We start from the raw sequence: 23,567 nt of genomic DNA on the forward strand, positions 1-23,567 counted from the left end.
CCGTGTCTTCATGTAACGCCTTCGCATTAATATTCGCGACCATTGCGGAACACCGTTTCGCAGAGAGCCCCTTGATGATGAAAAAACTCGTGACCGCCTTGAGCGGCCTGGCCATTGTGGGCTCGGCCGCGCTGGCACAGGCCCAGACTCCTTCGACCGCCCCGGTGGCGGTTCCCGCTGCCTCGCCCGCACCCGCACCCACACCCGCGCTTGCGCCTGCGGCCCCGGCCAAGGCCGATCCCCAGGCGGGCTTCGTGAAATCCGTGCGCGGCAACGTGCAACTGCTCAACGGCACCGGTGCCACGCGCCCCGCCAGCCCGGGCGATGCACTGGGCACCGTGGACCGCATCGTGACCGGCCCCGATTCGTCCGCCTCCGTGGTGCTGCGCGACGACACGACGCTGGTGGTCGGTCCCTCGTCGCGGCTCGACCTGAAGGAATTCCACTTCGACGGCACGACGTACGAGGGCGGCATGCTGGTCTCGCTGCTGCGCGGCTCCATGCGCATGATCACGGGCCTGATCGGCAAGACCAACCCCGACGCGGTCCGGGTCGAAACGCAGACGGCCACCATCGGCATCCGCGGCACTGACTTCATCGTGCAAGCCGACGGCAAGCCATGACGATCTCCTCCAGGTCCCGCCCCGCATCGCTCTTCATCGCCACGCTGGCAGCCGCGCTTCTTGCCGCCTGTTCGACGCCGGGTACGCGGGTGGTGCTGCTGCCGCAGGCCGACGGCAAGCCATCGGCGGTGGTGGTGCGCGCCAAGGATGGCGAGGAAGTGCTCTCCAAGCCCTACCAGCGCGCCACGGCCGCAGTGGGCGCAAGCGGCGCCCCGGCGGTCGACCAGGTCGATCCGGCCAAGGTACAGGCTGAAAACAAGCCGCTTTTCGACATGCGCCCGCCCCCGCCGCAGCGCTACACGGTGTATTTCGATATCGGTGGCACAACGCTGACCCCGGCATCGCAGCAGATCATGACCGAGGCATTGGCCGCTGCCCTGGCGCGCAGCGGCGGCGACATCGTGGTCACGGGCCACACCGACACCAAGGGCAGCGGCGAGCAGAACGACCAGTTGTCGCGCCGCCGCGCGCAGGAAGTGGTCCAGCTCTTCGTGGAGCGCCAGTTCCCGGCCAACCGCATCGAGGCCGTAGGCCGAGGCGAGCGCGACCTGGCCATTCCCACCGCCGACGAGGTGGACGAGCCGCGCAACCGGCGCGTCACCATCGAGGTGCGCTGAGCGGGCGCTCAGCTCAAGGTCACGCGGGCGAACTTGCGCTTGCCGACCTGAACCACGTAGCTGCCCGCAGGCAGCTTCAGGGCCTTGTCGCTGACCACGGCGGAATCGATGCGCACGCCGCCGCCGTCGATCAGGCGGTTGCCTTCCGACGCCGAAGAAGCGAGGTTTGCCTGCTTGAGGAGCTGGGCAATGCCCAGCGGCGCGCCCGGCAGCGACACCTCGGGAATCTCGTCCGGCACGCCGCCCTTGCTGCGGTTGATGAAATCCTGTTCGGCCGTATCTGCCGCCGCCGCGCTGTGGAAGCGCGCAGTGATTTCCTTCGCCAGCGCGACCTTGGCGTCCTTCGGATTGCGGCCGCCCTCGATCTCGGCCTTCAGCGCCGCGATCTGCTCCAGCGACTGGAAGCTCAACAGGGTGTACCAGCGCCACATCAGGTCGTCGGAGATCGACAGCACCTTGGCGAACATGGTGTTGGCGTCCTCGCTGATGCCGATGTAGTTGTTCTTGCTCTTGGACATCTTTTCGACGCCATCGAGCCCTTCCAGCAGCGGCATAGTGAGTATGCACTGCGGCTCTTGCCCGTATTCCTGCTGGAGATGCCGGCCGACGAGCAGGTTGAACTTCTGGTCGGTGCCGCCCAGCTCGAGGTCGCTCTTCAAGGCGACCGAGTCGTAGCCCTGCATCAGCGGGTAGAGGAATTCGTGCACCGAGATCGACTGGCCGCCCTTGAAGCGCTTGTTGAAGTCGTCGCGCTCCATCATCCGGGCCACCGTGTACTTGGCGGCGAGCTGGATCATGCCGCGCGCGCCCAGGGGGTCGCTCCACTCGGAGTTGTAGCGGACTTCGGCGATATCGACGTTCAGCACCAGGCGCAGCTGGTCGAAGTAGGTCGCCGCATTGGCCTCGATCTGCTCGCGGGTCAGCGGCGGCCGGGTGCTGTTGCGCCCGGACGGGTCGCCGATGGTGGTGGTGAAGTCGCCGATCAGCGGGATCACCGTGTGGCCCAGGTCTTGCAACTGGCGCATCTTGTTGAAAACCACCGTGTGACCCAGATGAATATCCGGTGCCGTCGGGTCCAGACCGAATTTGATGCGAAGGGGGGTCCCGGTGGCTTCGGAGCGCTGGAGCTTGCGCACCCACTCGTCCTGCGGCAGCAGCTCGTCAGCGCCGCGGAGGGATATTTCTAGCGCGCGTCCTACACTATTTGAGAGGCTCATGGATGTAACAGATTCGGCCTTTACGGGCTTTTTTAGCTGACTTTGGGGGTGCCGAAGCTATACTCAGCCCGACTTTTCAAGCGCCGGATTCTAAGCGGCGCTTTTTTCCGCACCGTCTGCTGCCGCCCTGAACGTACTGGGCCTTGCAGCACGGATTTGCAGAACCTGAGCTGGAATTCACAGTTTGATCAACGGCATTCTTGCCGCCGAGGAGCTACTTGCTTCTCGCGTGGCCTATACATTCCGGACGTATCCCAAGCAGATCACCGCGCTCATCGCGGCGGCGCTGCTGAGCGCCGGCACCCTTGCGGTGGCATCGCTGGGCCCCGACGCCTCCGACCTCCCGGTCCACCAGATCCTCGAAGCGACGGCGCCGGTGTCGTTCGCCGACCAGGGTGAATCGCTCGAGAACTTCAGCTTCACCCTGTTCCGCACCGACGTTACCCGTTCGAGCGACACGGCCGAAGCCCTGATGAAGCGCCTCGGCATCTCCGACCCCGCCGCCACCGCCTTCGTGCGCGGCAGCGTCGAAGCCCGCAACGCGCTGTTCTCGCGCGCCGGCCGCACCGTGACGGCCGAGGCGACGCAGGAAAACCAGCTCAAGAAACTCAGCGCCCGCTGGATTCCCGACGGCGACGGCGGCTTCAAGCGCTTCGTCATCGAGCGCACGCCCACCGGCTTCGCCGGCGTGACCGAGCGCGACACGCTCACGCCGGGTACGCGCCTGGCGAGCGGCACCATCCGCACCTCGCTGTTCGCCGCCACCGACGACTCGCGCATTCCCGATGCGGTGGCGAGCCAGCTGGCCGACATCTTCGCGGGCGACGTCGACGTGCGTGCGCTGCGCAAGGGCGACCGCTTCGCCGTGGTGTACGAGACCTTCGAGGCCGACGGGCAGGCGCTGCGCAGCGGCCGCGTGCTGTCGGCCGAATTCGAGAACAACGGCAAGATCCACCAGGCCGTCTGGTTCCAGCCTCCGGGCGCGGGCCAGAAGGGCAGCTACTACCGCCCGAACGGCGACAGCCTGCGCAAGGCCTACCTGGCGACGCCGGTCGAGTTCTCGCGCGTGTCCAGCGGCTTCGCGATGCGCATGCACCCGATCCTGAACAGCTGGCGCCAGCACAACGGCGTCGACTACGCGGCGCCCACGGGCACCTCGGTGCGCTCGGTCGGCGACGGCACGGTCGATTTCGCCGGCACGCAGAACGGCTACGGCAACATCGTCATCATCAATCACCGCAACAACCAGCAGACGGCCTATGCGCACCTGAGCCGCATCGACGTCAAGGCAGGGCAGGCGGTGAGCCAGGGCCAGACGGTCGGCGCGGTGGGTTCCACCGGCTGGGCCACCGGCCCGCACCTGCACTTTGAATTCCGCGTGGGCGGCGTCTATCAAGACCCGGCATCCATCGCCCAGGAAGGCGGCGCGCCGATCACCGCGGCACTGCGGCCGGCCTTCGAACGCATCGCCGTGGGCGCGCGCACCGAGCTGGCAGCCGCCTTCTCGGTCATCCAGGCCAGCGCCGACTGATTCCGCCGCGCGGCAGGCGACCTCTCTCGAGACCCGATCCAGAGATGGCCGCCAAACTCTTCATCGGCCTGATGTCGGGCACCTCGCTCGACGGCGTCGACGGTGTGCTGGCCGACTTTTCCGGCGGCCGCATCGCGGTGCGGGCTTATGCCACGGCGCAATTTCCCGTGGCCCTGCGCGCCGAACTGCTGGCGCTGAACACGCCCGGCGACAACGAACTGCACCGTGCGGCACTTGCGGGCAACGGACTGGCCCGGGCGTACGCCGGCGTCGTCGCCCAGTTGCTGGCGGACAGCGGCATCGACGCCAGCGCCGTCGCCGCCATCGGCGCGCACGGCCAGACGGTGCGCCACCAGCCGCTCGAGTTCGACGAGGTCGGCTACACCCTCCAGGTCAACAATCCCTCGCTGCTGGCCGAACTGGCCGGCATCGACGTGGTAGGCGATTTCCGCAGCCGCGACCTCGCAGCCGGCGGCCAGGGCGCGCCGCTGGTGCCGGCCTTCCACCAGGCGCTGTTCGCACAGGCCGACGAGACGGTCGCGGTGCTGAACGTCGGCGGCATCTCCAACCTGAGCCTGCTGCCGGCCACCAATGCGGCCAGCGGCATCAGCGTGCTCGGCTTCGACTGCGGTCCGGGCAATGCGCTGATGGACCACTGGTGCCAGACCCACCAGGGCCAGCCCTTCGACCGTGGCGGCCAATGGGCCGCCAGCGGACAGGTGCTGCCCGATCTGTTGGCGCAAATGCTGGCGGACCCGTACTTCGCCAAGGCCCCCCCGAAAAGTACCGGGCGCGATCTGTTCAATCCGACCTGGCTGGCCGCGCAGCTGGGCACGGTGGCGATGGCGCCTGCCGATGTACAGGCGACATTGGCCGAACTGACCGCTCGTGCCTGCGCAGCAGATGTAAGTGGCTATGGAAAAGATAGCAACCTGCTGATCGTGTGCGGAGGCGGCGCCCTCAACGACCACCTGCTGGACCGCCTGCGCGCGCTGCTGCCCGGCGTCGACGTGGCGGCCTCGACCGAACACGGCCTGCCGCCCCAGCAGGTCGAGGCGGCTGCGTTTGCATGGCTGGCCCGCGCCACCATCCGGCGCGAGGCGGGCAACCTGGCCAGCGTAACCGGCGCCCGCGGGCCGCGGGTGCTCGGCGCGATCTACCCTGCCTGAAACGGATCAGCCCTGGCCGGAAACCTCCGGCTGCGCAGGGCGCGTCGCGCGCACTTCTGAGGGCAGATGCCAAAAGATCAGCGCAGAAGCCACCGTGATCAGCCCCATGCTTGCGAAAGTGGCCTGGAAAGCATCCAGCGTGTGCGCCGGCGTCTCAGTGCCGAAAATGCCGTTGTAGCCTGTCAGCACGGCGCCCGCGGCGGCAACGCCCAGGCTCATTGCGAGCATCTGCACCATCGACAGCAGGCTGTTGCCGCTGCTGGCCATGCTGCCATCCAGATCCTTCAGCGTGATCGTGTTCATCGCGGTGAACTGCAGCGAATTGACCGCGCCGAAAGCCAGCAGCTGCAGCACATGCAGCGCCATCGGCTGGCCCGGCGCCGTCAGGCCGAAGCTGGCCATCGTGCAGCCCACGAGGATGGTGTTGGTCACCAGCACCTTGCGGTAGCCGTGGCGCGTGATCAACGGCGTGGCGAAGCGCTTCATGGCCATGCCCGCCAGGGCGATCGGCAGCATCATCAGACCGGCGCGCACCGGCGAATAGCCCATCGACACCTGCAGCAGCAGCGGCACCAGGAAGGGCATGCAACTGCTGCCCAGCCGCGAGAACAGGTTGCCGATCAGGCCGATGCTGAGCGTGGGCACATGGAAGAGCGAGGGCGCGAACAGCGGCTCGGGCGTGCGCGCGGCGCGCAGCCAGTAGCCGGCGATGCTGGCGAAACCGAAGATCAGCACGACCATCACGCCGCCCTGGTGCAGGCCCGCGCCGTCGAGCGAAAGCGAAATCGCCACCATGCCAAAGGCCAGCATCGCGTAGCCAACGCTGTCGAAGCGCTTCTGCACGGCACCGCGCAGGTCGGGCATGTACTTGAGCGTGGCAATGCAGCCCAGCAACCCCACGGGTACGTTGATCAGGAAGATCCAGTGCCACGAGGCGTACTGCACGAGCCATCCGCCCAGCGTGGGGCCCAGCAGGGGCCCTATGAGCCCCGGGATGGCGACAAAGCTCATCGCCTGCAGGAACCCTCCGCGCGGCACGGTGCGCAGCAGCGCCAGGCGCCCCACGGGCAGCAGCAGCGCGCCGCCCAGGCCCTGCACCACCCGCGCAGCCACCAACTGGCCCAGCCCGCGCGAGAGCGCGCACAGTACCGATCCGGCGGCGAACAGCACGATGGCCGAGAAAAAGACACGCCGGGTGCCGAAGCGGTCGGCGATCCAGCCCGAGGCGGGAATCAGCATCGCCATGGTGAGCGCATAGGCCACCACCACCGACTGCATGCGCAGCGGGCTTTCGCCGAGGCTCGCGGCCATCGCCGGCAGCGCCGTGTTGATGATGGTGGCGTCCAGCGTCTGCATGAAGAAGCCGACCGCGACGAGCCACAGCAGGCTCTTTTGAACGGGATCGGCGGCGGCATCGGCCTTGAAGGTCATGGGCAAGGGAATGAAGCAGGAACTAAAAAGCCGCCCGGAGGCGGCTTTTGGGGGGAAGCTGGGTCAGCAGCATCCAGGCATCAGGCCGAGAAGCTCGATCCACAGCCGCAAGTGCTGGTGGCATTCGGGTTCTTGATCACGAACTGGGCACCCTGCAGGTCTTCCTTGTAGTCGATCTCGGCGCCGACCAGGTACTGGTAGCTCATGGCGTCGATCAGCAGCGAGACGCCGTTCTTGGTCATGGTGGTGTCGTCTTCGTTGGTGATTTCATCGAAGGTGAAACCGTACTGAAAGCCGGAGCAGCCGCCGCCCTGCACGAACACGCGCAGCTTCAGGTCGGGATTGCCCTCTTCGGCGATCAGGTCGGCGACCTTGGCGGCCGCGCTGTCGGTGAAGACGATCGGCTCGGGCATCTGGGTCTGGATGTTTTCGGCAACGGCGCTCATGGGGTGATAACTCCTAGGGGGCCGGACATGCGGCCAATGAAACGAATGCTACTGCAATGCCGCATTCCCGGCAGGCCGGGTGTGGCGTGCACCCCAATGCAAGTGGGGTCGGACGCCCCCCGCACCAAGGGGCAGCTCCAGCGAAAAGGCACCCGAAGGCGGCCCCGGTAACGAAAAAGCCGCCCGAAGGCGGCTTTGTGTTCGCAGTGAACAGATCAGCGCTTGCTGAACTGCTTGCGACGACGGGCGGAGTGCAGACCGACCTTCTTACGCTCGACTTCACGCGCGTCGCGCGTCACGAAGCCGGCTTGGCTCAGCACGGGCTTGAGCGTCGCGTCGTAGTCGATCAGCGCACGGGTGATGCCGTGGCGCGTGGCGCCGGCTTGACCCGATTCGCCGCCACCGTTCACGTTGACCATCACGTCGAAAGCTTCGAGGTTGTTGGTCAGCGCCAGCGGCTGCTTGGCGATCATGATCGAGGTTTCGCGGCCGAAGAACTCTTGGATGTCCTTGCCGTTGACCGTGATCTTGCCGGTGCCTTTTTTCAGAAACACGCGGGCGACGCTGGATTTGCGACGGCCGGTGCCATTGTTCCATTCACCAATCATTCTCAAGGCTCCTTACAGTTCCAGCACTTTGGGCTGTTGGGCGGTATGCGGGTGCTCAGCGCCACCGTACACCTTGAGTTTCTTGATCATCGCGTAACCGAGCGGGCCCTTGGGCAGCATGCCCTTGACAGCCTTTTCCAGGGCGCGGCCCGGGTGCTTGTTCTGCATGTCGCGGAAGTTCGTCGCCGTGATACCGCCCGGGTAGCCCGAGTGACGGTAGTACACCTTGTCGATCGACTTGGCGCCGGTGACGCGCAGTTGCGCGGCGTTGATGATGACGATGAAGTCACCGGTATCGACGTGAGGCGTGTAAATGGCCTTGTGTTTGCCGCGCAAACGGAGAGCAACTTCGCTGGCTACTCGTCCGAGGACCTTGTCGGTCGCGTCAATCACAAACCACTCGTGCGTCACGTCAGCGGGCTTGGCGCTGAACGTTTTGGTCATGAGTTTTTCTCTTGAAAAGAGGGTTTGGCGGGCCCTTTTCCACGGTCGGCGTTCCTCTGACGGGAATCTCTTAGGCGGGTTTAAAGTCCTCGCCGCGGGGCCACAAAAACGCTGCGAAGCCCGCGATTATATAAAGAATGGCCCTGTGCTGGCAAATTTGCATATGCAGGGCCCAACACCGTTACCATCCTCCCCCTATGTTCAGTTACCGCCACGCCTTCCATGCCGGCAACCACGCCGACGTGCTCAAGCACACGGTGCTGATTGCCACGCTCGACCATCTGCTTGAAAAAGAGGCGGCCCTGACGGTCGTCGACACTCACGCCGGCGCCGGCCTGTACCGGCTCGACGGCGACTACGCCGGCACCAGCGGTGAAGCGGCCGACGGCATCCTGCGGCTTCTTTCGGGCAAGAAAATACCCGATGCGCCAGCCCCCGCCGCGAAGTCCGCTACCAAAAAAGTAGCACCTGAAGCCGAAATTCCAGTCGCCGACGCCATTGCGCGCTACCTGGAAGTGATTCACGACTTCAACCCCAACGGCGGAGCCCGCGTCTATCCCGGCTCGCCATTCATCGTGCAGCACCTGCTGCGCGACCACGACAGGCTCAAGCTGTTCGAGCTGCACCCGACCGACGGCCGCGCGCTGAGCGCCAACATCGCCCAGCTCGAGGCCGGCCGCCAGATCGCCGTGTTGAACGAAGACGGCTTCGGCAGCGCCACCAAGTTCCTGCCGCCGCCCTCGCGCCGCGCGCTGGTGCTGATGGACCCGAGCTACGAGATGAAGACCGACTACGGCCGCGTGCTCGACTTCGCGGCCGAGGCGCTCAAGCGTTTCGCCACCGGCACCTACGCGGTCTGGTATCCGATCATTCCGCGCCCCGAGGCGCACGACCTGCCGCGCCGGCTCAAGACCATGGCGACGAAAGCCGGCAAGTCCTGGCTGCACGCCACGCTGACGGTCAAGTCCAGCAAGATCACGACGGACGCATCGGGCGAAACGCACCGGCCGGGGCTGCCGGCCAGCGGCATGTTCCTGATCAACCCGCCGTACACGCTGAAGCCGCTGCTGGCGGCCGCCCTGCCGCAGTTGGCGGAGCGCCTGGCACAAGACCGGCACGCCGCCTTCTCGCTCGATTCGGGCGGCTGAGCCTTCCGGCCCCTATCTCCGGCGGCGGGGCGGCACGACCGCCTTGCGGCGTGCGGGCGCCGGCGACCTCGCCCGTTGCGGCGCAGCCGGTACTGTTGCGGACGCCAGCACGTCGCCCGCCTCCACCGGCAATCCGCCGCAACGCATCCCCTCGCGATCGACGACCGTCAACGCCACCTGCTTGATGCCCATGCTCGTCAGGCCGATGCGGTCGGCCGCCGCGCGGCTCAGGTCGATCACGCGACCTGCCGCGTACGGCCCGCGGTCGTTGATGCGCACCAGCACCTCGCTGCCGTTGACGAGGCTGCGCACGCACACGCGCGTGTTGAAGGGCAGGGTCTTGTGGGCCGCCGTCATGGCTGCCATGTCGAAGCGCTCGCCGCTGGCGGTCTTGCGCTGATGGAATTGAATGCCGTACCAGGAGGCACCGCCGCGCTCGAAGATTTCCCGCGTGCCCTCATCGCCGGGCACGCCGTCGTCCGGCGGCAGTTCGCCCGTGCCGGACACCGCAAGGTCATAGCGCACCGACGGCACGCTCGAACGCGCCGCCGCGCCCGGAGGCACCGCGATGGCGCGAGGCAAGGGCGTCAGCTTCGCCGACGCCCCGCCTTCGGCGTCGGTCGCAGGTGGCATGGCGCAACCCGCGAGAACGCAGGTCGCAGCGACGAGCGCTGCACGAAGCCCCGCGCGCCCACTCAATCGAGGCGCTCCAGCACAGCCAGCGTGGCCGCCGACTGGTTCATCGTGTAGAAGTGCAGCGCCGGCGCGCCGCCTTCCTGCAGACGCGCGCACAGGTCGGTGACCACGTCGAGACCGAAGGCCTTGATCGACGCCGTGTCGTCGCCGAAGCCCTGCAGCCGCAAACGGACCCAGCGCGGAATCTCGGCGCCGCAGGCGTCGGAAAAACGCATGAGCTGCGTCGAGCTCGTGATCGGCATGATGCCCGGCACGATCGGCGTGTCGAGCCCCAGCTTGCGCACGTCGTCGACGAAGCGGAAGTAGGCCTCGGGGCTGAAGAAGTACTGCGTGATCGCAGAGTCGGCGCCCGCCTTCACCTTCGTGGCAAAGGCCTGCAGGTCGGCTTCGGGCGAGCGTGCCTGCGGATGGACCTCGGGGTAGCAAGCCACCTCGATGTGGAAGTCGCGGCCGGTCTCTTCGCGGATGAAGGCAACGAGGTCGCTCGCGTACAGGAACTCGCCGCCCATGCCATAGCCGCTCGGCAGGTCACCGCGCAGGGCCACGAGGCGCTTGACGCCCATGGCCTTGAGTTCGGCGAGTTGCTCGCGCACCGTGGCGCGGGTGGCGCCGATGCACGAGAAGTGGCTCGCAGCGTCCACACCTTCGGACAGGATCTCCTGCACCGCACCGAAAGTGCCCTGGTGCGTGGAACCGCCCGCGCCGTACGTGACCGAGCAGAACTGCGGCTTGCGCACATACAGCTGCTGGCGCGCGGCGCGCAGCTTGACCGCGCCCTCGGGCGTCTTGGTCGGGAAGAATTCGAAACTCAACGGAAGGCGCACCTGCGTCTCCTTAGGAACCGTCGTTAGCGCCGTGAACAGCGCGAACGGCGTGAATGAAAAACTCGCGGTTGCCGTCGCCCCCGGCGATCGGGCTGTCGAACCATTGCAGCACCCGCAGGCCCAGCGCCTTGCAGGCATCGTGCAAGCGCTTCTCGACCACCGCGTACATCGACTCGTCGCGCACGATGCCGCCCTTGCCGACCTGGCCGGGCTGCAGCTCGAACTGCGGTTTCACCAACATCAGCAGGTGGCCGTCGTCGGCCAGGAACTCGACGACCGCCGGCAGCACCAGCGTGAGCGAGATGAACGACAGGTCGCCGACGATCAGGTCGAAGCGTGGATCGAATGGTTCCCCGCCCTCTTCCTGCAAGTCGTCAGCCGAGAGCGCGCGCGCATTGACGCCTTCGATGGGGACCACGCGTTCGTCCTCGCGCAGCTTCGCATGCAGCTGCCCGTGGCCGACATCCACGCCGACCACTTTGGCGGCGCCGCGCTGCAGCAGGCAGTCGGTGAAACCGCCGGTCGACTGGCCCACGTCGAGACACACTTTGCCGGAGGGATCGACACCGCTCACGGCGAGCGCGCCTTCGAGCTTGAGCCCGCCGCGCGACACATACCGGGCCTCGGCCGCATCGACCAGCTCGAGCTCGGCCGATTCGGGCACGTCGTCCTTGTTTTTGGCGACGGAACGCCACGCGTCGCTGGTGCCCGCGTCGCGCCAGCGCAAGCCGCCGGCGATGAGCCGCACAGCCTGCGAACGCGACGCGGCCAGGCCGCGCTCTACCAACAGTTGATCGGCGCGCATGCGCTGTCGATCAGTAGCGGTACGTGTCCGGCTTGTACGGACCGTTCTTGCTCACGCCGATGTAGGCGGCCTGTGCGTCCGTCAGCTCGGTGAGCATGGCACCGACCTTCTTCAGGTGCAGGCGCGCGACCTTCTCGTCGAGGTGCTTCGGCAGCACGTAGACCTTGCCGGCCTGGTAGGCGTCGGGCTTGGTGAACAGCTCGATCTGGGCGATGGTCTGGTTCGCGAACGACGACGACATCACGAAGCTCGGGTGGCCCGTGCCGCAGCCCAGGTTCACGAGGCGGCCCTTGGCCAGCAGGATGATCTTCTTGCCGTCCGGGAAGGTGATGTGGTCGACCTGCGGCTTGATCTCTTCCCATTCGTACTTCTCGATCGACGCGACGTCGATCTCGTTGTCGAAGTGGCCGATGTTGCAGACGATGGCCTGGTCCTTCATCTTGACCATCGTGTCATGCGTGATGACGTCCTTGTTGCCGGTGGTGGTCACGAAGATGTCGGCCTTGTCGGCGGCGTATTCCATCGTCACGACCTTGTAGCCTTCCATCGCGGCCTGCAGCGCGTTGATCGGGTCGATCTCGGTCACCCACACCTGCGCCGACAGCGCGCGCAGCGCTTGTGCCGAGCCCTTGCCCACGTCGCCGTAGCCGGCCACGCAGGCCACCTTGCCGGCGATCATCACATCGGTCGCGCGCTTGATGCCGTCGACCAGCGATTCGCGGCAACCGTACAGGTTGTCGAACTTGCTCTTGGTGACCGAGTCGTTCACGTTGATGGCGCGGAACAGCAGCGTGCCCTTGGCGCTCATCTCGTTCAGGCGGTGCACGCCGGTGGTCGTCTCTTCGGTCACGCCGATGATCTCGGCCGACTTGCGGGTGTACCAGGTGTCGTCCGCGGCCAGCTTGGCCTTGATGGCGGCGAACAGGATGCGCTCTTCCTCGCTGGTCGGGTTGGCGAGCACGCCCAGGTCCTTCTCGGCGCGCTGGCCCAGGTGCATCAGCAGCGTGGCGTCGCCGCCGTCGTCCAGGATCATGTTCGGACCTTCGCCCTTCGAGCCCTTGGGGCCGAAGTCGAAGATGGCGTGGGTGTAGTCCCAGTAGTCCTTCAGCGACTCGCCCTTGATGGCGAACACCGGCGTGCCCGCAGCGGCGATGGCCGCGGCGGCGTGGTCCTGCGTCGAGAAGATGTTGCACGAGGCCCAGCGAACGGTCGCGCCCAGGGCTTGCAGGGTCTCGATCAGCACGGCCGTCTGGATGGTCATGTGCAGCGAGCCCGTGATGCGCGCGCCCTTGAGTGGCTGTGCCTTCGAGAACTCCTCGCGGATGGCCATCAGGCCGGGCATCTCGGTTTCCGCGATCTTGATTTCCTTGCGGCCCCAGGCAGCGAGGGACAGGTCGGCAATCGCCTGGTCGGCGGTCGAAACGGGGGTGGGCTTGAGAACGGCGCTCATGGGAACTCCAACAAAACTGGTTTGAAAGATGCCACTGCCTACGGGGAAAGACTCACCGCGAGAACAGCGGGTGAGCGTGGTTGCGATGTGGTCCGAGCCTCACGCCTGACGGCGCTGCAACGCTCCTCGGAACGGCGGATTGTAGACGGGGGCAACAGGGCCAGCCAACCGCGCGGGTATCCCGCATGCCGGAAGGCAAGTTTCGCCACGACCAAGGGAAATCCCGCAGGCAAATTTTCCGGACGGGCCCCTCTGCGATGCCCGCCCGGCGTATCGTGGCACCGGTCCTTGTCACCCCTTACCGTTCACACGACACCAGGAGATAGCGCCCATGGCCACTGCCAAGAAAGCCGCCGCGAAGAAGACCACTGCCAGCAGCAGCACCAAGGAGGCCCCCAATGCCGCCGAGATGCTCAACCCACTGAAGAACCTCAAGGCCATGACCGACCGCCTGCAGGACCTCAACCTGACCGGTGGCGCGAGCAAGCTGCTCGAAAGCGGGCAAAAGGACCTCCAGGCGCTGATGCAGGCAAATGAGAAGTCCTACCAGGGCCTGCAGACCGTGGTGCAGCGGCAGACGGAAATGATCAAGAGCGCCATCGCCGAGTGGCAGACGGCCGCCAAGGAAATGCCCGGCAAGGATGCCAAGGCCAACCTCGCCAAGCTCGACGAACTCGGGCGCCAATCGTTCCAGCGCGCCATCGACGACATCAAGGAACTGGCCAATCTCGCCGCCAAGTCGCAGGCCGATGCCTTCGAGCTGGTGCGCCAGCGCATCCAGGCCAATGTGGACGAGGTAACCAAGATGCTCCAGCGCAAATAGAAACTTGGCGTAGTAATTATTTAGTTTTGATTCTTTTTAGACAACGCCACCTGATCGGGCAATCCATGCGCTGATTTGTGGCGGAATTTCGCATTTCCGCGTCATTTGCACAGCAGACGCACGGCGAATTTTAAAGAAAGGCCTTGCCTTACCGGACAATTGCGTGTCAATACGTAACGTCCAGGGAGGCAAGGTATGCGCGCAAGCGTCGGAATAAGTTTGAGCACGGTCATGTTGTCAGTTCTGCTGACCGCATGTGGAGGATCAGGCAGCGGCGGTGGATCTGTTCCATCCGCCGCGGTGTCGGGCACCGAAACGGCAGTCAAGACTGCGGAGCCGAGCCCTCCCGCCAGCGCTGCCCCCGTACTGATCGAGTCGAGGGTGCAGTCGCCGGAACTCGCGGCAACCGACGTCAGCCCCTTCAAGGATCGTCCCGTGGGGCGTGCCCCGACGCCACGGCATGTGGTTCTGCCAGCACTTCCGCCAGAGAGCGCCGTTCTCCAGAAGTCGGCCCCCGCGATCTTTGGCACTCCAACCAAGGTCGGTGTTGCACGCCGGATCGCTGAAACTGCGAACGTCCAGGCGGTGTCCAGCATGATGAGCTGGACGCCTTCGGAACGGGGAGGCAAAGTGGCCGCTTTGCGATTCGCATCACCGAATGCGAAAGGTGTTCGCATCGGCCTGCGTGTCGAGAGCCTTCCCCCGGGCACCATGGTGCGCTTCTACGGCGACGCGAGCCCAAAGATCTACGAGGTATCCGCGCAGGAAATCCTCACGGTCATTCAGCGCAATCTCGATGCAGGCGATTCGAGCGACAACGCGCGCACCTATTGGTCGCCCAACATGGGCGGTGAAGCCCTCACCGTCGAGATCGAGGCCCCACCCAACGCCGTGCTCGAAGCGGTCAAGGTGGCGGTGCCCATGCTGTCGCATGTTTCCATCGACATCACCAAGCAGGACTCACTTGAGAAAGTGGGTGAAGCCGGCTCATGCAATCAGGACGTTACCTGTGCCTCCCAATACGACACCCTCAGCAAGTCCGTTGCGTTGATGGACTTCATCGACAACGGGAGCAACTATGTATGCACCGGCACCTTGCTCAACGACCGCATGTCGACCGGCACGCCATATTTCCTGAGCGCAAACCATTGCATTTCCAACCAGACGGTCGCATCGACTCTCTACACCTACTGGTCCTACAAGTCCGCCAGCTGCAACAGCACCCAGGTCAGCCCTGCGCTGACCGCCATGACCTCCGGCGCCACGCTGCTCTATGCGGAGCCGACGACCGACACGTCCTTCATGCGGCTGAATTCGCAACCGCCGGCCGGTGCGCTGTTTGCCGGTTCAAGCCCCTTCGACCCCAGTTCATTTGACGGCATTCAGGGCGTCTATGGCGTGCATCACCCTAGAGGCGATTTGCAGAAGTACAGTGAAGGCGACTATCTCGGAACTGCGGCTTGTACAAGTTCAAACTGCTCTTCTTCAACCGGAAGCAACGCCAAGTTTCTGGCAGTGAGATGGAATCGGGGCGTGACCGAGGGCGGCAGCAGCGGGTCGGGGCTGTTCCGGAGACTCAATGGCAAAGACTATCTCGTCGGGCAATTGTTGGGCGGAGCGTCTTCGTGCAGCCAGCCCGGCGGGTATGACTTCTACGGGCGCTTCGATCTCCCCTTCAACGCCGCGCTGCAGCCGTGGCTCAACGCACCTTCCACGACGGTGCGCACGGCCATCTACCGCTTCTACAACACTGGAACAGGCGCGCACTTCTATACCTCCAACGTGCCGGAGCGCGACCTCGTCATCACAAGGCTGCATGGGTACAACTACGAAGGCCCTGCCTTCTTCGCGTTTGGTGCTGCAGCAGCAGGCACCAGCCCGGTTTATAGGTTCTACAACACGCGCACTGGCGCGCACTTCTACACGATGAGCGAGCAGGAGCGCGCCAATGTGCAGGCCACCATGCCCTGGTATTCGTACGAGGGCGTGGCCTGGTACGCCAACACCTCGCAGACCGGCGGTGCCACCCCGATGTTCCGGTTCTACCAGACGAAGGTCCAAACTCACTTCTACACAATCAACGCAAGCGAGCGGGACAGCGTCCAGCAGAATCTTCCGATGTACACCTACGAAGGGGTTGCGTATTTCGGTTGGACGAACCTCTGATCCATGTAGCGCCGCGGCTACGCGGCACCACCGGATCGGGTGTTCGATCATGAAATTCACTGCCACGGCAGGCCTTGAGCTGGGAATCCAGCACGGGCTCGCCGCTGGCAGATGCACATCTGCGAAAATCGCGGGTTCCCTGGAGTTCCCGTGTCATCCCCCTTCCTAGCCGAAACCCGCCGCCGCCGCACCTTCGCGATCATTTCCCACCCTGATGCCGGCAAGACCACGCTGACCGAAAAGCTGCTGCTTTTCTCCGGCGCGATCCAGATCGCCGGCTCGGTGAAGGCGCGCAAGGCCTCGCGCCATGCGACCTCCGACTGGATGGAAATCGAAAAGCAGCGCGGCATCTCGGTGGCCTCGTCGGTCATGCAGATGCTGTACCGCGACCATGTGATCAACCTGCTCGACACGCCCGGCCACAAGGACTTCTCCGAAGACACCTACCGCGTGCTGACGGCCGTCGATTCGGCCCTGATGGTGATCGACGCCGCCAACGGCGTGGAAGCGCAGACGCGCCGGCTGATCGAGGTCTGCCGCCAGCGCGACACGCCCATCATCACCTTCGTCAACAAGATGGACCGCGAAGTGCGCGAGCCGCTCGACATCCTCGACGAAGTGGAGCGCGAGCTCGGCATGCCCTGCGTGCCGATGACCTGGCCAGTCGGCCAGGGCAAGTCTTTCCGCGGGATCATGAACCTGCGCACGCAGGCGATGACGGTGTTCGAGTCGGGCAGCGAGCGGCTGCCGCAGGACTTCGAGACCATTCCACTGAGCGAGCGCGACACGCTGGTCAAGCGCTTCGGCGCCGACTTCGAGCACGCCATGGAAAGCATGGAGCTGGCCACCGGCGCCTCGCCGACCTGGGACCGCGAAGCCTTCCTGGCCGGCAAGCAGACGCCGGTGTTCTTCGGCTCCGGCGTGAACAACTTCGGCGTGATGGAAGTGCTCGACGCGCTGGTCGACCTCGCGCCCTCGCCGCAGTCACGCACCAGCACCACGATGGTCAACCGCCAGCCGGTGGTGAAGGAGATCCAGCCCGAGGACAAGGATTTCGCGGGCGTGGTCTTCAAGGTGCAGGCCAACATGGACGCCAACCACCGTGACCGCATCGCCTTCGTGCGCATGGCCTCGGGCAAGTACACGCCGGGCATGAAGCTCAAGGTGCAGCGCACGGCCAAGGAACTGCGCCCGACCAGCGTCGTGACCTTCATGAGCCAGCGCCGCGAGGCGGTCGAAGAGGCCTACGCGGGCGACATCGTGGGCTTCACCACCCACGGCGGCGTGCAGTTGGGCGACACCATCACCGACGGCGCGAGCCTGCAGTTCACCGGGCTGCCCTTCTTCGCGCCCGAGCTGTTCATGACCGTGATCCTCAAGAACCCGCTGCGCACCAAGCAGCTACAGCAGGGCCTGGCCCAGCTCGGCGAGGAAGGTGCGATCCAGGTGTTCCGCCCCGAGGTCGGCGGGCCGATGCTGCTGGGTGCCGTGGGGCAGCTGCAGTTCGAAGTGGTGCAGCACCGCCTGAAGGCCGAGTACGACGCCGACGTGCGGCTCGAAGGCTGCCAGTACACGGGCGCGCGCTGGATCACGGCCGACACGCCGGCCGAGTTGCGCGAGTTCGTCAACGCCTATCCGGTGCGCATGGCCAAGGATGCGGCGGACACGCTGGCCTTCCTGTGCACCTCGCCTTACGACGTGCGGCTGGCGCAGGAGCGCTTTCCGAAGATCCACTTCCATCCGCTGCGCGAGCACGCGGGTTTGGCGCTGCAGAAGGCGGGCTGAACCGGCGAGCTAGCTGCCGGTCGAGGCGTAGTGGCGCAGCCCGATGCGCCATGCGCCGAATGCCGCCGCCAGGAACACGAAACCGGCGAGCGGCGACGCCATGCCCACCCAGGCCGGCGCGCCCAGCGGGTCGGGCTTACCGAGGATCGCGAGCGCCGGGTAGTACGCGACGCAGGCCAGCGGCACGATGAAGGTCAGCACGCGGCGGAACCACTGCGCATAGAGCGCCAGCGGGTATTGCGCCGCCTGCACGCCGCCGTAGGTCAGCACATTGGCGATCTCCAGGCTCTCCACGGTCCAGAACGACAGCGTGCCCTGCAGCACCAGGATGCCGAGGAACAGCGCCACGCCGCCGGCCAGCGCGAACAATCCGATGCCCACTGCGGCCGGCGTCCAGCCGATGTCCGCCTGCACCGTCGCGAACGCCAGCACGAGGCCGCCCTGCAACAGCCGGCCCGCGCGGCTGATGCGGAAGTCGTGCCCCATCAGTTGCAACGCGACCGGGCGCGGGCGCAGCAGCAGCCGGTCGAAGGCGCCGGTGCGAAGGAACTCGGTGCCCAGCGTGTCGAAGCCGCGGCCCAGCGCGTCGGCCACCGCGAACATGCAGTTCACGAGCCCGTAGAACAGCGCCACTTCCCCGAGGCGCCAGCCCTGCACTTCGCCGAAGCGGTGGAACAGCGCCCACACCGCGATGACCTCGATGCCGGTGCCGAGGAACTGCCCCAGCGTCAGCATCAGCGCCGAGGCCGGGTAGCGCGCCTGGCCGCCGAGCGAAGCCTTCACAAGGCGAGCAAGAAGCGCGATGGACCCCATGTCAGCCGCCCTGCACTTCCAGCCTGCGCATCGTGCGGTCCATGGCGGCATGGCCCAGCGCGACCAGCACCGCGATCCAGAAGCACTGCAGTCCGAGCCCGGCCAGCGCATGCGGTCCGCTCATCAGCCCGAAGTAGAGCCGCGCGGGAATGTCGACCACGCCGGCGAAGGGTTGCATCAGCAGCGCTGCCTGCCAGGCGTCAGGCAGCAGCACCAGCGGCAGCAGGTTGCCCGAGAACACGATGACGACCGGGCCCGCCAGTGCGTTGATGCCTCGCTCGTTGAGCGCCGCGACCGTCGCGATGTTGAGCAGCATCACCATCGCGGTCGACAGCAACAGTGCGAGGACGGCCGATGCGAGGAACGCGACCGCGGCGGCAAGGCTCGCCGGCGGCTGCCAGGCCCAATCGCCCAATCCGGCCAGCGGCAGCGCGACGGCCGCGAAGGCGGCCATCAGCGCCACGCGCGGCAGCACGCGGGCCGCAATCCAACCCGCGCTGCGCACGAACCACAGCGCATAGGCATCCACCGGCCGCAGCCGGTCGTAAGCCACAGCGCCGGTGCGCACGGCCTGCGCCACCTCCGGGTCGCCGAGCCACGGCACCAGCACGAGCAAGCCCTGCGAGAGCCAGCTGTAGGTGATCGCCTGCGCGAGCGACATCGGCGTGCCGGCCATCGACGCGCCGCCGTAGAAGGCCGCCAGCACCATCACCTTGATGCCGCCCCACCAGCACTGCGTGCCGAAGCCCGCGAGCGCCGCCGTGCGGTACTGCAGCATCTGCAGGAAGCGAGACGCGAAGGCCGCGACGTAGGGGCGCACCAGTTCGCGCACGGGCATCGGCATCATCACGCTTCGGCCGCCCCATGCATCGCATAAAAGCGTGCGATGACGGCCTCGATCGCCAGGCCTTCAAGGCGGATGTCCTCCACCGCATGCGTGGCCGCGATGCGCGCGATCAGCGCGGGCGCCGTGGTCACGGCCGGATCGAAGTCCAGCACCAGTGTCTGCCCGTCGCGCGAATGCATCCTCGCGCCGGCCACCCGTTCGGGCAGCTCGACGTCCTGCGCGAAGTCGACCACCAGCCGCCGCTCCGCCATCACCTGCGCGCGCAGCGCCTCGACCGGGCTGTCGGCCAGCACGCGGCCGTGGCCGATGATGATCACGCGCCGGGCCAGCGCCTCGATGTCGTGCATGTCGTGCGTCGTCAGCAGCACGGTGGTGCCGCGCTCGCGGTTGGCGCGGCGCACGAAGTCGCGCACCGCCAGCTTCGACGGTGCATCGAGCCCGATGGTCGGCTCGTCGAGGAACAGGATGTCGGGCTCGTGCAGCAGCGCCGCAGCGATCTCCGCGCGCATGCGCTGGCCCAGCGAGAGCTGCCGCACCGGCTGGTCGAGCACGCGTTCCAGGTGCAGCAGCGCGACCAGTTCGTCGCGCGTGCGGCGGTAGCGCTGCGGGTCGACGCGGTAGATGTCGCGCAGCAGGTCGAAGCCGTCGCCCACGGGCAGGTCCCACCACAGCTGGGTGCGCTGACCGAAGACCACGCCGATGCGCGCCACGTGGCGCTCGCGGTCGGCGAAGGGATCGCGGCCGTCGATCTCCACGCGCCCGCCGTCGGGCCGCAGGATGCCCGCGAGGATCTTGATGGTGGTCGACTTGCCCGCGCCGTTCGGCCCGATGAAGCCCAGCAGCTCGCCCCTCTCCAGCGCGAACGACACGCCCGACAGCGCCTCCACCGTGCGGTGCCGGCGCTGCACGAGCCCGCGCAGTGCGCCCATCACGCCGGGATCGCGCTCGGAGATTCGATAGGTCTTGCGGAGGTGGTCGACGAGGATGTGAGGCATGGAAGGCGCCGCTCCGGCCTCGATGGCGCGGCAGGGGGCGGGATGCTACACGAAAGCGCCGCTACGATCACCGACTCCCCAAAAGATGCACGCCATGCCATCGCAGTCGCCTCCCTTGCCCTCCCCGCCCCATCACCTGCTGCCGCTGGCCCAGTGGCCGGCGGCCGCGCGCAGCGCACTCGTGGGCGTCTTCACCGACATCGACGACACACTGACCCACGAAGGCGCGATCACGCCCGATGCGCTGCAGGCGCTGGGCGACCTCAAGGCCGCGGGCCTTTGCGTCGTGGCGATCACCGGCCGGCCGGTGGGCTGGAGCCTGCCCTTCGTCAACACCTGGCCCATCGACGCCATCGTGGCGGAGAACGGCGCTGTGGCGCTGCTGCCCTCGGCCGACGGCCGCGTCGAGAAGCGCTACCAGCAGGACGCCGCCACGCGCGCCGCCAACTTCGCGCGCATGCAGGCCGTGCTGGCGCGCATCGAACGCGAGATCCCGGGCGTTGGGCGCGCCACCGACTCGCCGGGGCGCGAGACCGACATCGCCATCGACCACAGCGAGTTCGTGCAGCTGAGCGACGCGACGATCGCGCAGGTGGTGGCGTTGATGCGCGGCGAGGGTATGCACGCCACCGTGAGCAGCATCCACATCAACGGCTGGTATGGCGACAACGACAAGCTCGAAGGCGCGCGCTGGATCACGCGTGAGCTGTGGGGCCGCGCCCTCGACGACGAGATGGACCGCTGGGCCTACGTGGGCGACTCCACCAACGACCAGTTGATGTTCCGCACCTTCGCGCACAGCATCGGCGTGGCGAACGTGGCGCGCTTCGTGCCGCAGCTGGAACACCTGCCGCGCTATGTGACGCAGGGCGAGCGCGGTGCGGGGTTTGCCGAAGCAGCGCGCGCGATCATCTTGGCGCGCCCTGGCCTCGACACTGGCTGACCGGGCCGACGGGCAATCTGGATGAAAGCCGCAGGCTTACTTCTCCTTGGCCAACCCCAGCTTCTCGATCACCACCTTCTCCCGCACCACCGTGTCCTGCGCAAACTTGGTGTACTGCGCCGAACTCATGTAGTTAGGCAGCATGTCGTAGCGCCCCAGCGCCGCTACGTAGCTCGGCTCTTCCATCGCCTGCTTGAACGCGTCGTGCAGCTTCTTCACCACTTCGGGTGGCGTGCCCTTGGGGGCGCCGATGCCGAAGGGCGAGTTCTGCACCACGTCGTAGCCAAGTTCCTTCAGCGTCGGCGCGTCGGGGAACTTCGCGAGGCGCTTCTCGCCCCAGGTGTTCAGCACGCGCAGCTTGCCGGCCTCGACCTGCGGCGCGAAGCCGGTGCTGTCGGCGGCAGCCATGAGCTGACCACTGACCACCGCGAGCATCAGGTCGGCGCTGCCCTTGTAGGGCACGTGCTGCAGCTCGATGCCGGCCTTCTGCGCGACGATCTCGGTGGTCAGGTGCGGGCTGGTGAGGTTGCCGGTGGAGCCGTACGTCAGCTTGCCGGGGTTGGCCTTGGCGTAGGCGACAAAGTCGGCCCAGGTCTTGAAGGGGCTGTTGGCAGGCACGACGATGCCGAAGGCATAGCCCGTGACGTTGATGACGTACGTGATGTCCTTGAGCGGATCCCAGTTGATCTTGGTGGTGTAGCCCATGCGGAACACGCCCAGCGGGATCTGCGCGACGGTGTAGCCGTCGGGCTGCGAGGTCTGCAGCGCCTGCGCGGGCAGCGTGCCGGCGGCGCCGGGCTTGTTGTCGACGATCACCGGCTGGCCGAGGATCTTGCTCGCGTTGTCGGCGAGCTGGCGCATGGTGATGTCGGTCGGGCCGCCGGCCGGAAACGCGACGATCAGCTTGATGGGCTTGGTGGGAAAGCCCTGCGCGAAGGCCGCTATCGGAAAGGCGAGGCTGCAGGCAGCGAGCGTGGCGGCGGTACGGAGGAAGGTGGAGCGGCGGAGCATGGCTGACGGGGGTCCTGACTTTGAAACCGCCAATTGGGCCTTGCCCCGTTGGCGAAGGCAATCGGGGCTCCCCTGATTTCCACGGGGAAACCCGGGCCATCGTCACATCCGAGACGCCCGCGCGTCAGCTACGCCTGCTCGAAGCCTTCGAGCACGTTGACGGCGTTGATGCCCACCTCGGCCACCGCATAGCCGCCCTCGAAGACGAACACCGTGGGCAGGCCCGCGCGCGCGAGGTCTTCGCCCATGCGCAGGTAGTCGTCGCTCCCGAGCCTGAAGCCCGCGACCGGGTCGCCCTCGAAGGTGTCGACGCCGAGCGAGAGCACGAGCGCGCCGGCCTTCACCGCCGCGATGCGCTCGAGCGCGGTCTTCAGCGCCGCGCGCCACGCCGAGAAGTCCGTGCCGCGCGGCAGCGGCAGGTTATGGTTGAAGCCCTCGCCCCTCCCCGCGCCGCGCTCGTCGGCATGGCCCAGGTAGTACGGATAGTCGGTCAGCGGATCTCCGTGCAGGCTGGCGAAATGCACGTCGCTGCGCTCGTAGAAGATGGCCTGGGTGCCGTTGCCGTGGTGGTAGTCCACGTCGAGCACGGCCACGCGCTCGACGCCCGCATCGCGCAGCGCCTGCGCCGCGACCGCGGCGTTGTTGAGAAAGCAGTAGCCGCCGAAGAAATCGGCGCCCGCATGGTGGCCCGGCGGCCGCGTGAGCGCGAAGGCGGCGCGCTCGCCGCCAACGACGCGCTGCGCCGCGGTCCACGCGCAGGCCGCGCCATGGCGCGCCGCGGCCCAGCTGCCCGCCATCAGCGGCGTGCCGGCATCGAACGAGAACAGCCCCATGCGCGCCGGAAAGCTCTTCGGCAGCACATCGGTGCGCATGCCGCGCGTGGGCCAGTACGAGGGCAGCGCATCGCGCGACACGTTGGACGGGTCGAGCGCCACCCACTCATCCCACGCATGCGCGATGAAGTCCAGGTAACGCGGCGCATGCACCTTGGCCAGCAGCGCCTCGTCGAAGGCATCGGGCGCCTGCAGCGCGCCGAGGCGGCGGCGCTCCAGCTCGTGTTTCACATGGTCGACGCGGGCCGGAACCTCGAAGCACGGCACGAGTTCGCCGCGGAACATTTCGACTCTGCCCTGGTGAAGAACGTGCTGGTCGTTGTAGATCGTGAGCATGCCGCC

The 23,567-nt window shown here is 66.6% G+C and carries 23 protein-coding genes and 1 riboswitch; of the genes, 9 read left to right on the forward strand and 14 right to left on the reverse strand.

Annotated features, from left to right (window positions below):
- Positions 1-74 precede the first annotated feature (74 nt).
- Both ACCC97_RS09590 and ACCC97_RS09595 read left to right on the forward strand, forming a co-directional pair.
- Positions 75-623 carry a FecR domain-containing protein gene (locus tag ACCC97_RS09590; RefSeq protein WP_413332497.1) on the forward strand — a complete coding sequence of 183 codons (549 nt, stop codon included), beginning with the start codon at positions 75-77 and terminating at the stop codon, positions 621-623.
- Positions 620-1,240, forward strand: a complete 621-nt coding sequence (locus ACCC97_RS09595) for an OmpA family protein (RefSeq protein ID WP_007827959.1) — start codon at positions 620-622, stop codon at positions 1,238-1,240. The genes ACCC97_RS09590 and ACCC97_RS09595 overlap by 4 nt, the downstream gene beginning before the upstream one ends.
- Before the next feature lie 8 nt (positions 1,241-1,248).
- Here ACCC97_RS09595 and tyrS read toward each other — a convergent pair whose 3' ends face one another.
- A complete protein-coding gene (tyrS, locus tag ACCC97_RS09600; RefSeq protein WP_007827958.1) occupies positions 1,249-2,457 on the reverse strand; it encodes a tyrosine--tRNA ligase in 1,209 nt (402 codons plus the stop codon).
- A gap of 184 nt (positions 2,458-2,641) precedes the next feature.
- Between tyrS and ACCC97_RS09605 the strand changes: the two genes are divergently transcribed.
- Together ACCC97_RS09605 and ACCC97_RS09610 are read left to right on the forward strand one after the other, a co-directional pair.
- Complete coding sequence (locus ACCC97_RS09605; RefSeq protein WP_007827955.1) at positions 2,642-3,988, forward strand: M23 family metallopeptidase; 1,347 nt, start codon at positions 2,642-2,644, stop codon at positions 3,986-3,988.
- A gap of 44 nt (positions 3,989-4,032) precedes the next feature.
- Positions 4,033-5,157: an anhydro-N-acetylmuramic acid kinase gene (locus ACCC97_RS09610; protein WP_007827953.1), complete on the forward strand. Its 1,125-nt coding sequence runs from the start codon at positions 4,033-4,035 to the stop codon at positions 5,155-5,157.
- A gap of 6 nt (positions 5,158-5,163) precedes the next feature.
- Here ACCC97_RS09610 and mdtD read toward each other — a convergent pair whose 3' ends face one another.
- From mdtD to rplM, 4 genes are all read right to left on the reverse strand, one after another.
- Positions 5,164-6,588, reverse strand: a complete 1,425-nt coding sequence (gene mdtD / locus ACCC97_RS09615) for a multidrug transporter subunit MdtD (RefSeq protein ID WP_413332500.1) — start codon at positions 6,586-6,588, stop codon at positions 5,164-5,166.
- 80 nt (positions 6,589-6,668) lie between these two features.
- A complete protein-coding gene (gene erpA / locus ACCC97_RS09620) occupies positions 6,669-7,034 on the reverse strand; it encodes an iron-sulfur cluster insertion protein ErpA (RefSeq protein WP_007827949.1) in 366 nt (121 codons plus the stop codon).
- A 215-nt stretch (positions 7,035-7,249) separates the two neighbouring features.
- Positions 7,250-7,642, reverse strand: a complete 393-nt coding sequence (gene rpsI, locus ACCC97_RS09625) for a 30S ribosomal protein S9 (RefSeq protein ID WP_007827948.1) — start codon at positions 7,640-7,642, stop codon at positions 7,250-7,252.
- Between the two features lie 12 nt (positions 7,643-7,654).
- Entirely contained in the window at positions 7,655-8,086 is a 432-nt protein-coding gene (rplM, locus tag ACCC97_RS09630) for a 50S ribosomal protein L13 (protein ID WP_007827946.1), read from the reverse strand.
- Between the two features lie 197 nt (positions 8,087-8,283).
- On the opposite strand from rplM, the gene ACCC97_RS09635 reads away from it, so the two are divergent.
- Entirely contained in the window at positions 8,284-9,234 is a 951-nt protein-coding gene (locus tag ACCC97_RS09635; RefSeq protein WP_007827944.1) for a 23S rRNA (adenine(2030)-N(6))-methyltransferase RlmJ, read from the forward strand.
- Positions 9,235-9,246: 12 nt separating this feature from the next.
- Here the strand turns inward: ACCC97_RS09635 and ACCC97_RS09640 are convergent, their stop codons facing one another.
- The 4 genes from ACCC97_RS09640 to ahcY all read right to left on the reverse strand — a co-directional run bounded on the left by ACCC97_RS09640 (position 9,247) and on the right by ahcY (position 13,009).
- A complete protein-coding gene (locus ACCC97_RS09640; protein ID WP_413332502.1) occupies positions 9,247-9,867 on the reverse strand; it encodes a septal ring lytic transglycosylase RlpA family protein in 621 nt (206 codons plus the stop codon).
- 62 nt (positions 9,868-9,929) lie between these two features.
- On the reverse strand, positions 9,930-10,754 hold the full coding sequence (metF, locus tag ACCC97_RS09645) for a methylenetetrahydrofolate reductase [NAD(P)H] (RefSeq protein ID WP_056595584.1): 825 nt from the start codon (positions 10,752-10,754) through the stop codon (positions 9,930-9,932).
- A gap of 10 nt (positions 10,755-10,764) precedes the next feature.
- A complete protein-coding gene (locus tag ACCC97_RS09650; protein WP_007827924.1) occupies positions 10,765-11,559 on the reverse strand; it encodes a TlyA family RNA methyltransferase in 795 nt (264 codons plus the stop codon).
- A gap of 10 nt (positions 11,560-11,569) precedes the next feature.
- Entirely contained in the window at positions 11,570-13,009 is a 1,440-nt protein-coding gene (gene ahcY / locus ACCC97_RS09655) for an adenosylhomocysteinase (RefSeq protein WP_007827922.1), read from the reverse strand.
- A gap of 65 nt (positions 13,010-13,074) precedes the next feature.
- Positions 13,075-13,143: riboswitch (S-adenosyl-L-homocysteine riboswitch) on the reverse strand.
- A gap of 197 nt (positions 13,144-13,340) precedes the next feature.
- Here ahcY and phaP point away from each other — a divergent pair.
- The 3 genes from phaP to ACCC97_RS09670 all read left to right on the forward strand — a co-directional run bounded on the left by phaP (position 13,341) and on the right by ACCC97_RS09670 (position 17,783).
- Positions 13,341-13,832, forward strand: a complete 492-nt coding sequence (gene phaP / locus ACCC97_RS09660; RefSeq protein WP_007827921.1) for a TIGR01841 family phasin — start codon at positions 13,341-13,343, stop codon at positions 13,830-13,832.
- Between the two features lie 231 nt (positions 13,833-14,063).
- Positions 14,064-15,998, forward strand: a complete 1,935-nt coding sequence (locus ACCC97_RS09665; RefSeq protein ID WP_413332506.1) for a trypsin-like serine protease — start codon at positions 14,064-14,066, stop codon at positions 15,996-15,998.
- A gap of 111 nt (positions 15,999-16,109) precedes the next feature.
- Positions 16,110-17,783, forward strand: a complete 1,674-nt coding sequence (locus ACCC97_RS09670; protein WP_042672558.1) for a peptide chain release factor 3 — start codon at positions 16,110-16,112, stop codon at positions 17,781-17,783.
- Positions 17,784-17,792: 9 nt separating this feature from the next.
- Here the strand turns inward: ACCC97_RS09670 and ACCC97_RS09675 are convergent, their stop codons facing one another.
- The 3 genes from ACCC97_RS09675 to ACCC97_RS09685 are packed head-to-tail and all read right to left on the reverse strand — an operon-like array spanning position 17,793 to position 20,438.
- Positions 17,793-18,596, reverse strand: a complete 804-nt coding sequence (locus tag ACCC97_RS09675; RefSeq protein WP_413332507.1) for an ABC transporter permease — start codon at positions 18,594-18,596, stop codon at positions 17,793-17,795.
- Between the two features lies 1 nt (position 18,597).
- Entirely contained in the window at positions 18,598-19,434 is an 837-nt protein-coding gene (locus ACCC97_RS09680; RefSeq protein ID WP_413332520.1) for an ABC transporter permease, read from the reverse strand.
- Positions 19,435-19,442: 8 nt separating this feature from the next.
- Positions 19,443-20,438 (reverse strand): ATP-binding cassette domain-containing protein, encoded by a 996-nt coding sequence (locus ACCC97_RS09685; RefSeq protein ID WP_007827910.1) that lies wholly within the window; start codon positions 20,436-20,438, stop codon positions 19,443-19,445.
- Positions 20,439-20,532: 94 nt separating this feature from the next.
- Here ACCC97_RS09685 and ACCC97_RS09690 point away from each other — a divergent pair, with 94 nt between their 5' ends.
- Positions 20,533-21,381, forward strand: coding sequence for an HAD-IIB family hydrolase (locus ACCC97_RS09690; protein ID WP_413332509.1), 849 nt, complete (start codon positions 20,533-20,535; stop codon positions 21,379-21,381).
- 36 nt (positions 21,382-21,417) lie between these two features.
- Here the strand turns inward: ACCC97_RS09690 and ACCC97_RS09695 are convergent, their stop codons facing one another.
- Both ACCC97_RS09695 and ACCC97_RS09700 read right to left on the reverse strand, forming a co-directional pair.
- Complete coding sequence (locus ACCC97_RS09695; protein WP_007827906.1) at positions 21,418-22,392, reverse strand: Bug family tripartite tricarboxylate transporter substrate binding protein; 975 nt, start codon at positions 22,390-22,392, stop codon at positions 21,418-21,420.
- A 128-nt stretch (positions 22,393-22,520) separates the two neighbouring features.
- A complete protein-coding gene (locus tag ACCC97_RS09700) occupies positions 22,521-23,561 on the reverse strand; it encodes a histone deacetylase family protein (protein WP_042672556.1) in 1,041 nt (346 codons plus the stop codon).
- Positions 23,562-23,567 lie beyond the last annotated feature (6 nt).

Origin of the sequence: Variovorax sp. Varisp85 (genome assembly GCF_047304045.1) — a bacterium.
GTDB lineage: Bacteria > Pseudomonadota > Gammaproteobacteria > Burkholderiales > Burkholderiaceae_C > Variovorax.

What these genes read in the sequence shown, in the direction of transcription:
- ACCC97_RS09610 (WP_007827953.1), top strand. Translation starts at nt 4,033, where the DNA reads ATGGCCGCCAAACTCTTCATCGGCCTGATGTCGGGCACCTCGCTCGAC.
- ACCC97_RS09690 (WP_413332509.1), top strand. Translation starts at nt 20,533, where the DNA reads ATGCCATCGCAGTCGCCTCCCTTGCCCTCCCCGCCCCATCACCTGCTG.
- ACCC97_RS09675 (WP_413332507.1), bottom strand. Translation starts at nt 18,596, where the DNA reads ATGGGGTCCATCGCGCTTCTTGCTCGCCTTGTGAAGGCTTCGCTCGGC.
- tyrS (WP_007827958.1), bottom strand. Translation starts at nt 2,457, where the DNA reads ATGAGCCTCTCAAATAGTGTAGGACGCGCGCTAGAAATATCCCTCCGC.
- erpA (WP_007827949.1), bottom strand. Translation starts at nt 7,034, where the DNA reads ATGAGCGCCGTTGCCGAAAACATCCAGACCCAGATGCCCGAGCCGATC.
- ACCC97_RS09640 (WP_413332502.1), bottom strand. Translation starts at nt 9,867, where the DNA reads ATGCCACCTGCGACCGACGCCGAAGGCGGGGCGTCGGCGAAGCTGACG.
- ACCC97_RS09670 (WP_042672558.1), top strand. Translation starts at nt 16,110, where the DNA reads ATGCACATCTGCGAAAATCGCGGGTTCCCTGGAGTTCCCGTGTCATCC.
- ACCC97_RS09665 (WP_413332506.1), top strand. Translation starts at nt 14,064, where the DNA reads ATGTTGTCAGTTCTGCTGACCGCATGTGGAGGATCAGGCAGCGGCGGT.
- ACCC97_RS09680 (WP_413332520.1), bottom strand. Translation starts at nt 19,434, where the DNA reads ATGCCCGTGCGCGAACTGGTGCGCCCCTACGTCGCGGCCTTCGCGTCT.
- ahcY (WP_007827922.1), bottom strand. Translation starts at nt 13,009, where the DNA reads ATGAGCGCCGTTCTCAAGCCCACCCCCGTTTCGACCGCCGACCAGGCG.
- ACCC97_RS09685 (WP_007827910.1), bottom strand. Translation starts at nt 20,438, where the DNA reads ATGCCTCACATCCTCGTCGACCACCTCCGCAAGACCTATCGAATCTCC.
- ACCC97_RS09695 (WP_007827906.1), bottom strand. Translation starts at nt 22,392, where the DNA reads ATGCTCCGCCGCTCCACCTTCCTCCGTACCGCCGCCACGCTCGCTGCC.
- ACCC97_RS09590 (WP_413332497.1), top strand. Translation starts at nt 75, where the DNA reads ATGATGAAAAAACTCGTGACCGCCTTGAGCGGCCTGGCCATTGTGGGC.
- ACCC97_RS09650 (WP_007827924.1), bottom strand. Translation starts at nt 11,559, where the DNA reads ATGCGCGCCGATCAACTGTTGGTAGAGCGCGGCCTGGCCGCGTCGCGT.
- rpsI (WP_007827948.1), bottom strand. Translation starts at nt 7,642, where the DNA reads ATGATTGGTGAATGGAACAATGGCACCGGCCGTCGCAAATCCAGCGTC.
- rplM (WP_007827946.1), bottom strand. Translation starts at nt 8,086, where the DNA reads ATGACCAAAACGTTCAGCGCCAAGCCCGCTGACGTGACGCACGAGTGG.
- ACCC97_RS09635 (WP_007827944.1), top strand. Translation starts at nt 8,284, where the DNA reads ATGTTCAGTTACCGCCACGCCTTCCATGCCGGCAACCACGCCGACGTG.
- ACCC97_RS09700 (WP_042672556.1), bottom strand. Translation starts at nt 23,561, where the DNA reads ATGCTCACGATCTACAACGACCAGCACGTTCTTCACCAGGGCAGAGTC.
- phaP (WP_007827921.1), top strand. Translation starts at nt 13,341, where the DNA reads ATGGCCACTGCCAAGAAAGCCGCCGCGAAGAAGACCACTGCCAGCAGC.
- ACCC97_RS09595 (WP_007827959.1), top strand. Translation starts at nt 620, where the DNA reads ATGACGATCTCCTCCAGGTCCCGCCCCGCATCGCTCTTCATCGCCACG.
- mdtD (WP_413332500.1), bottom strand. Translation starts at nt 6,588, where the DNA reads ATGACCTTCAAGGCCGATGCCGCCGCCGATCCCGTTCAAAAGAGCCTG.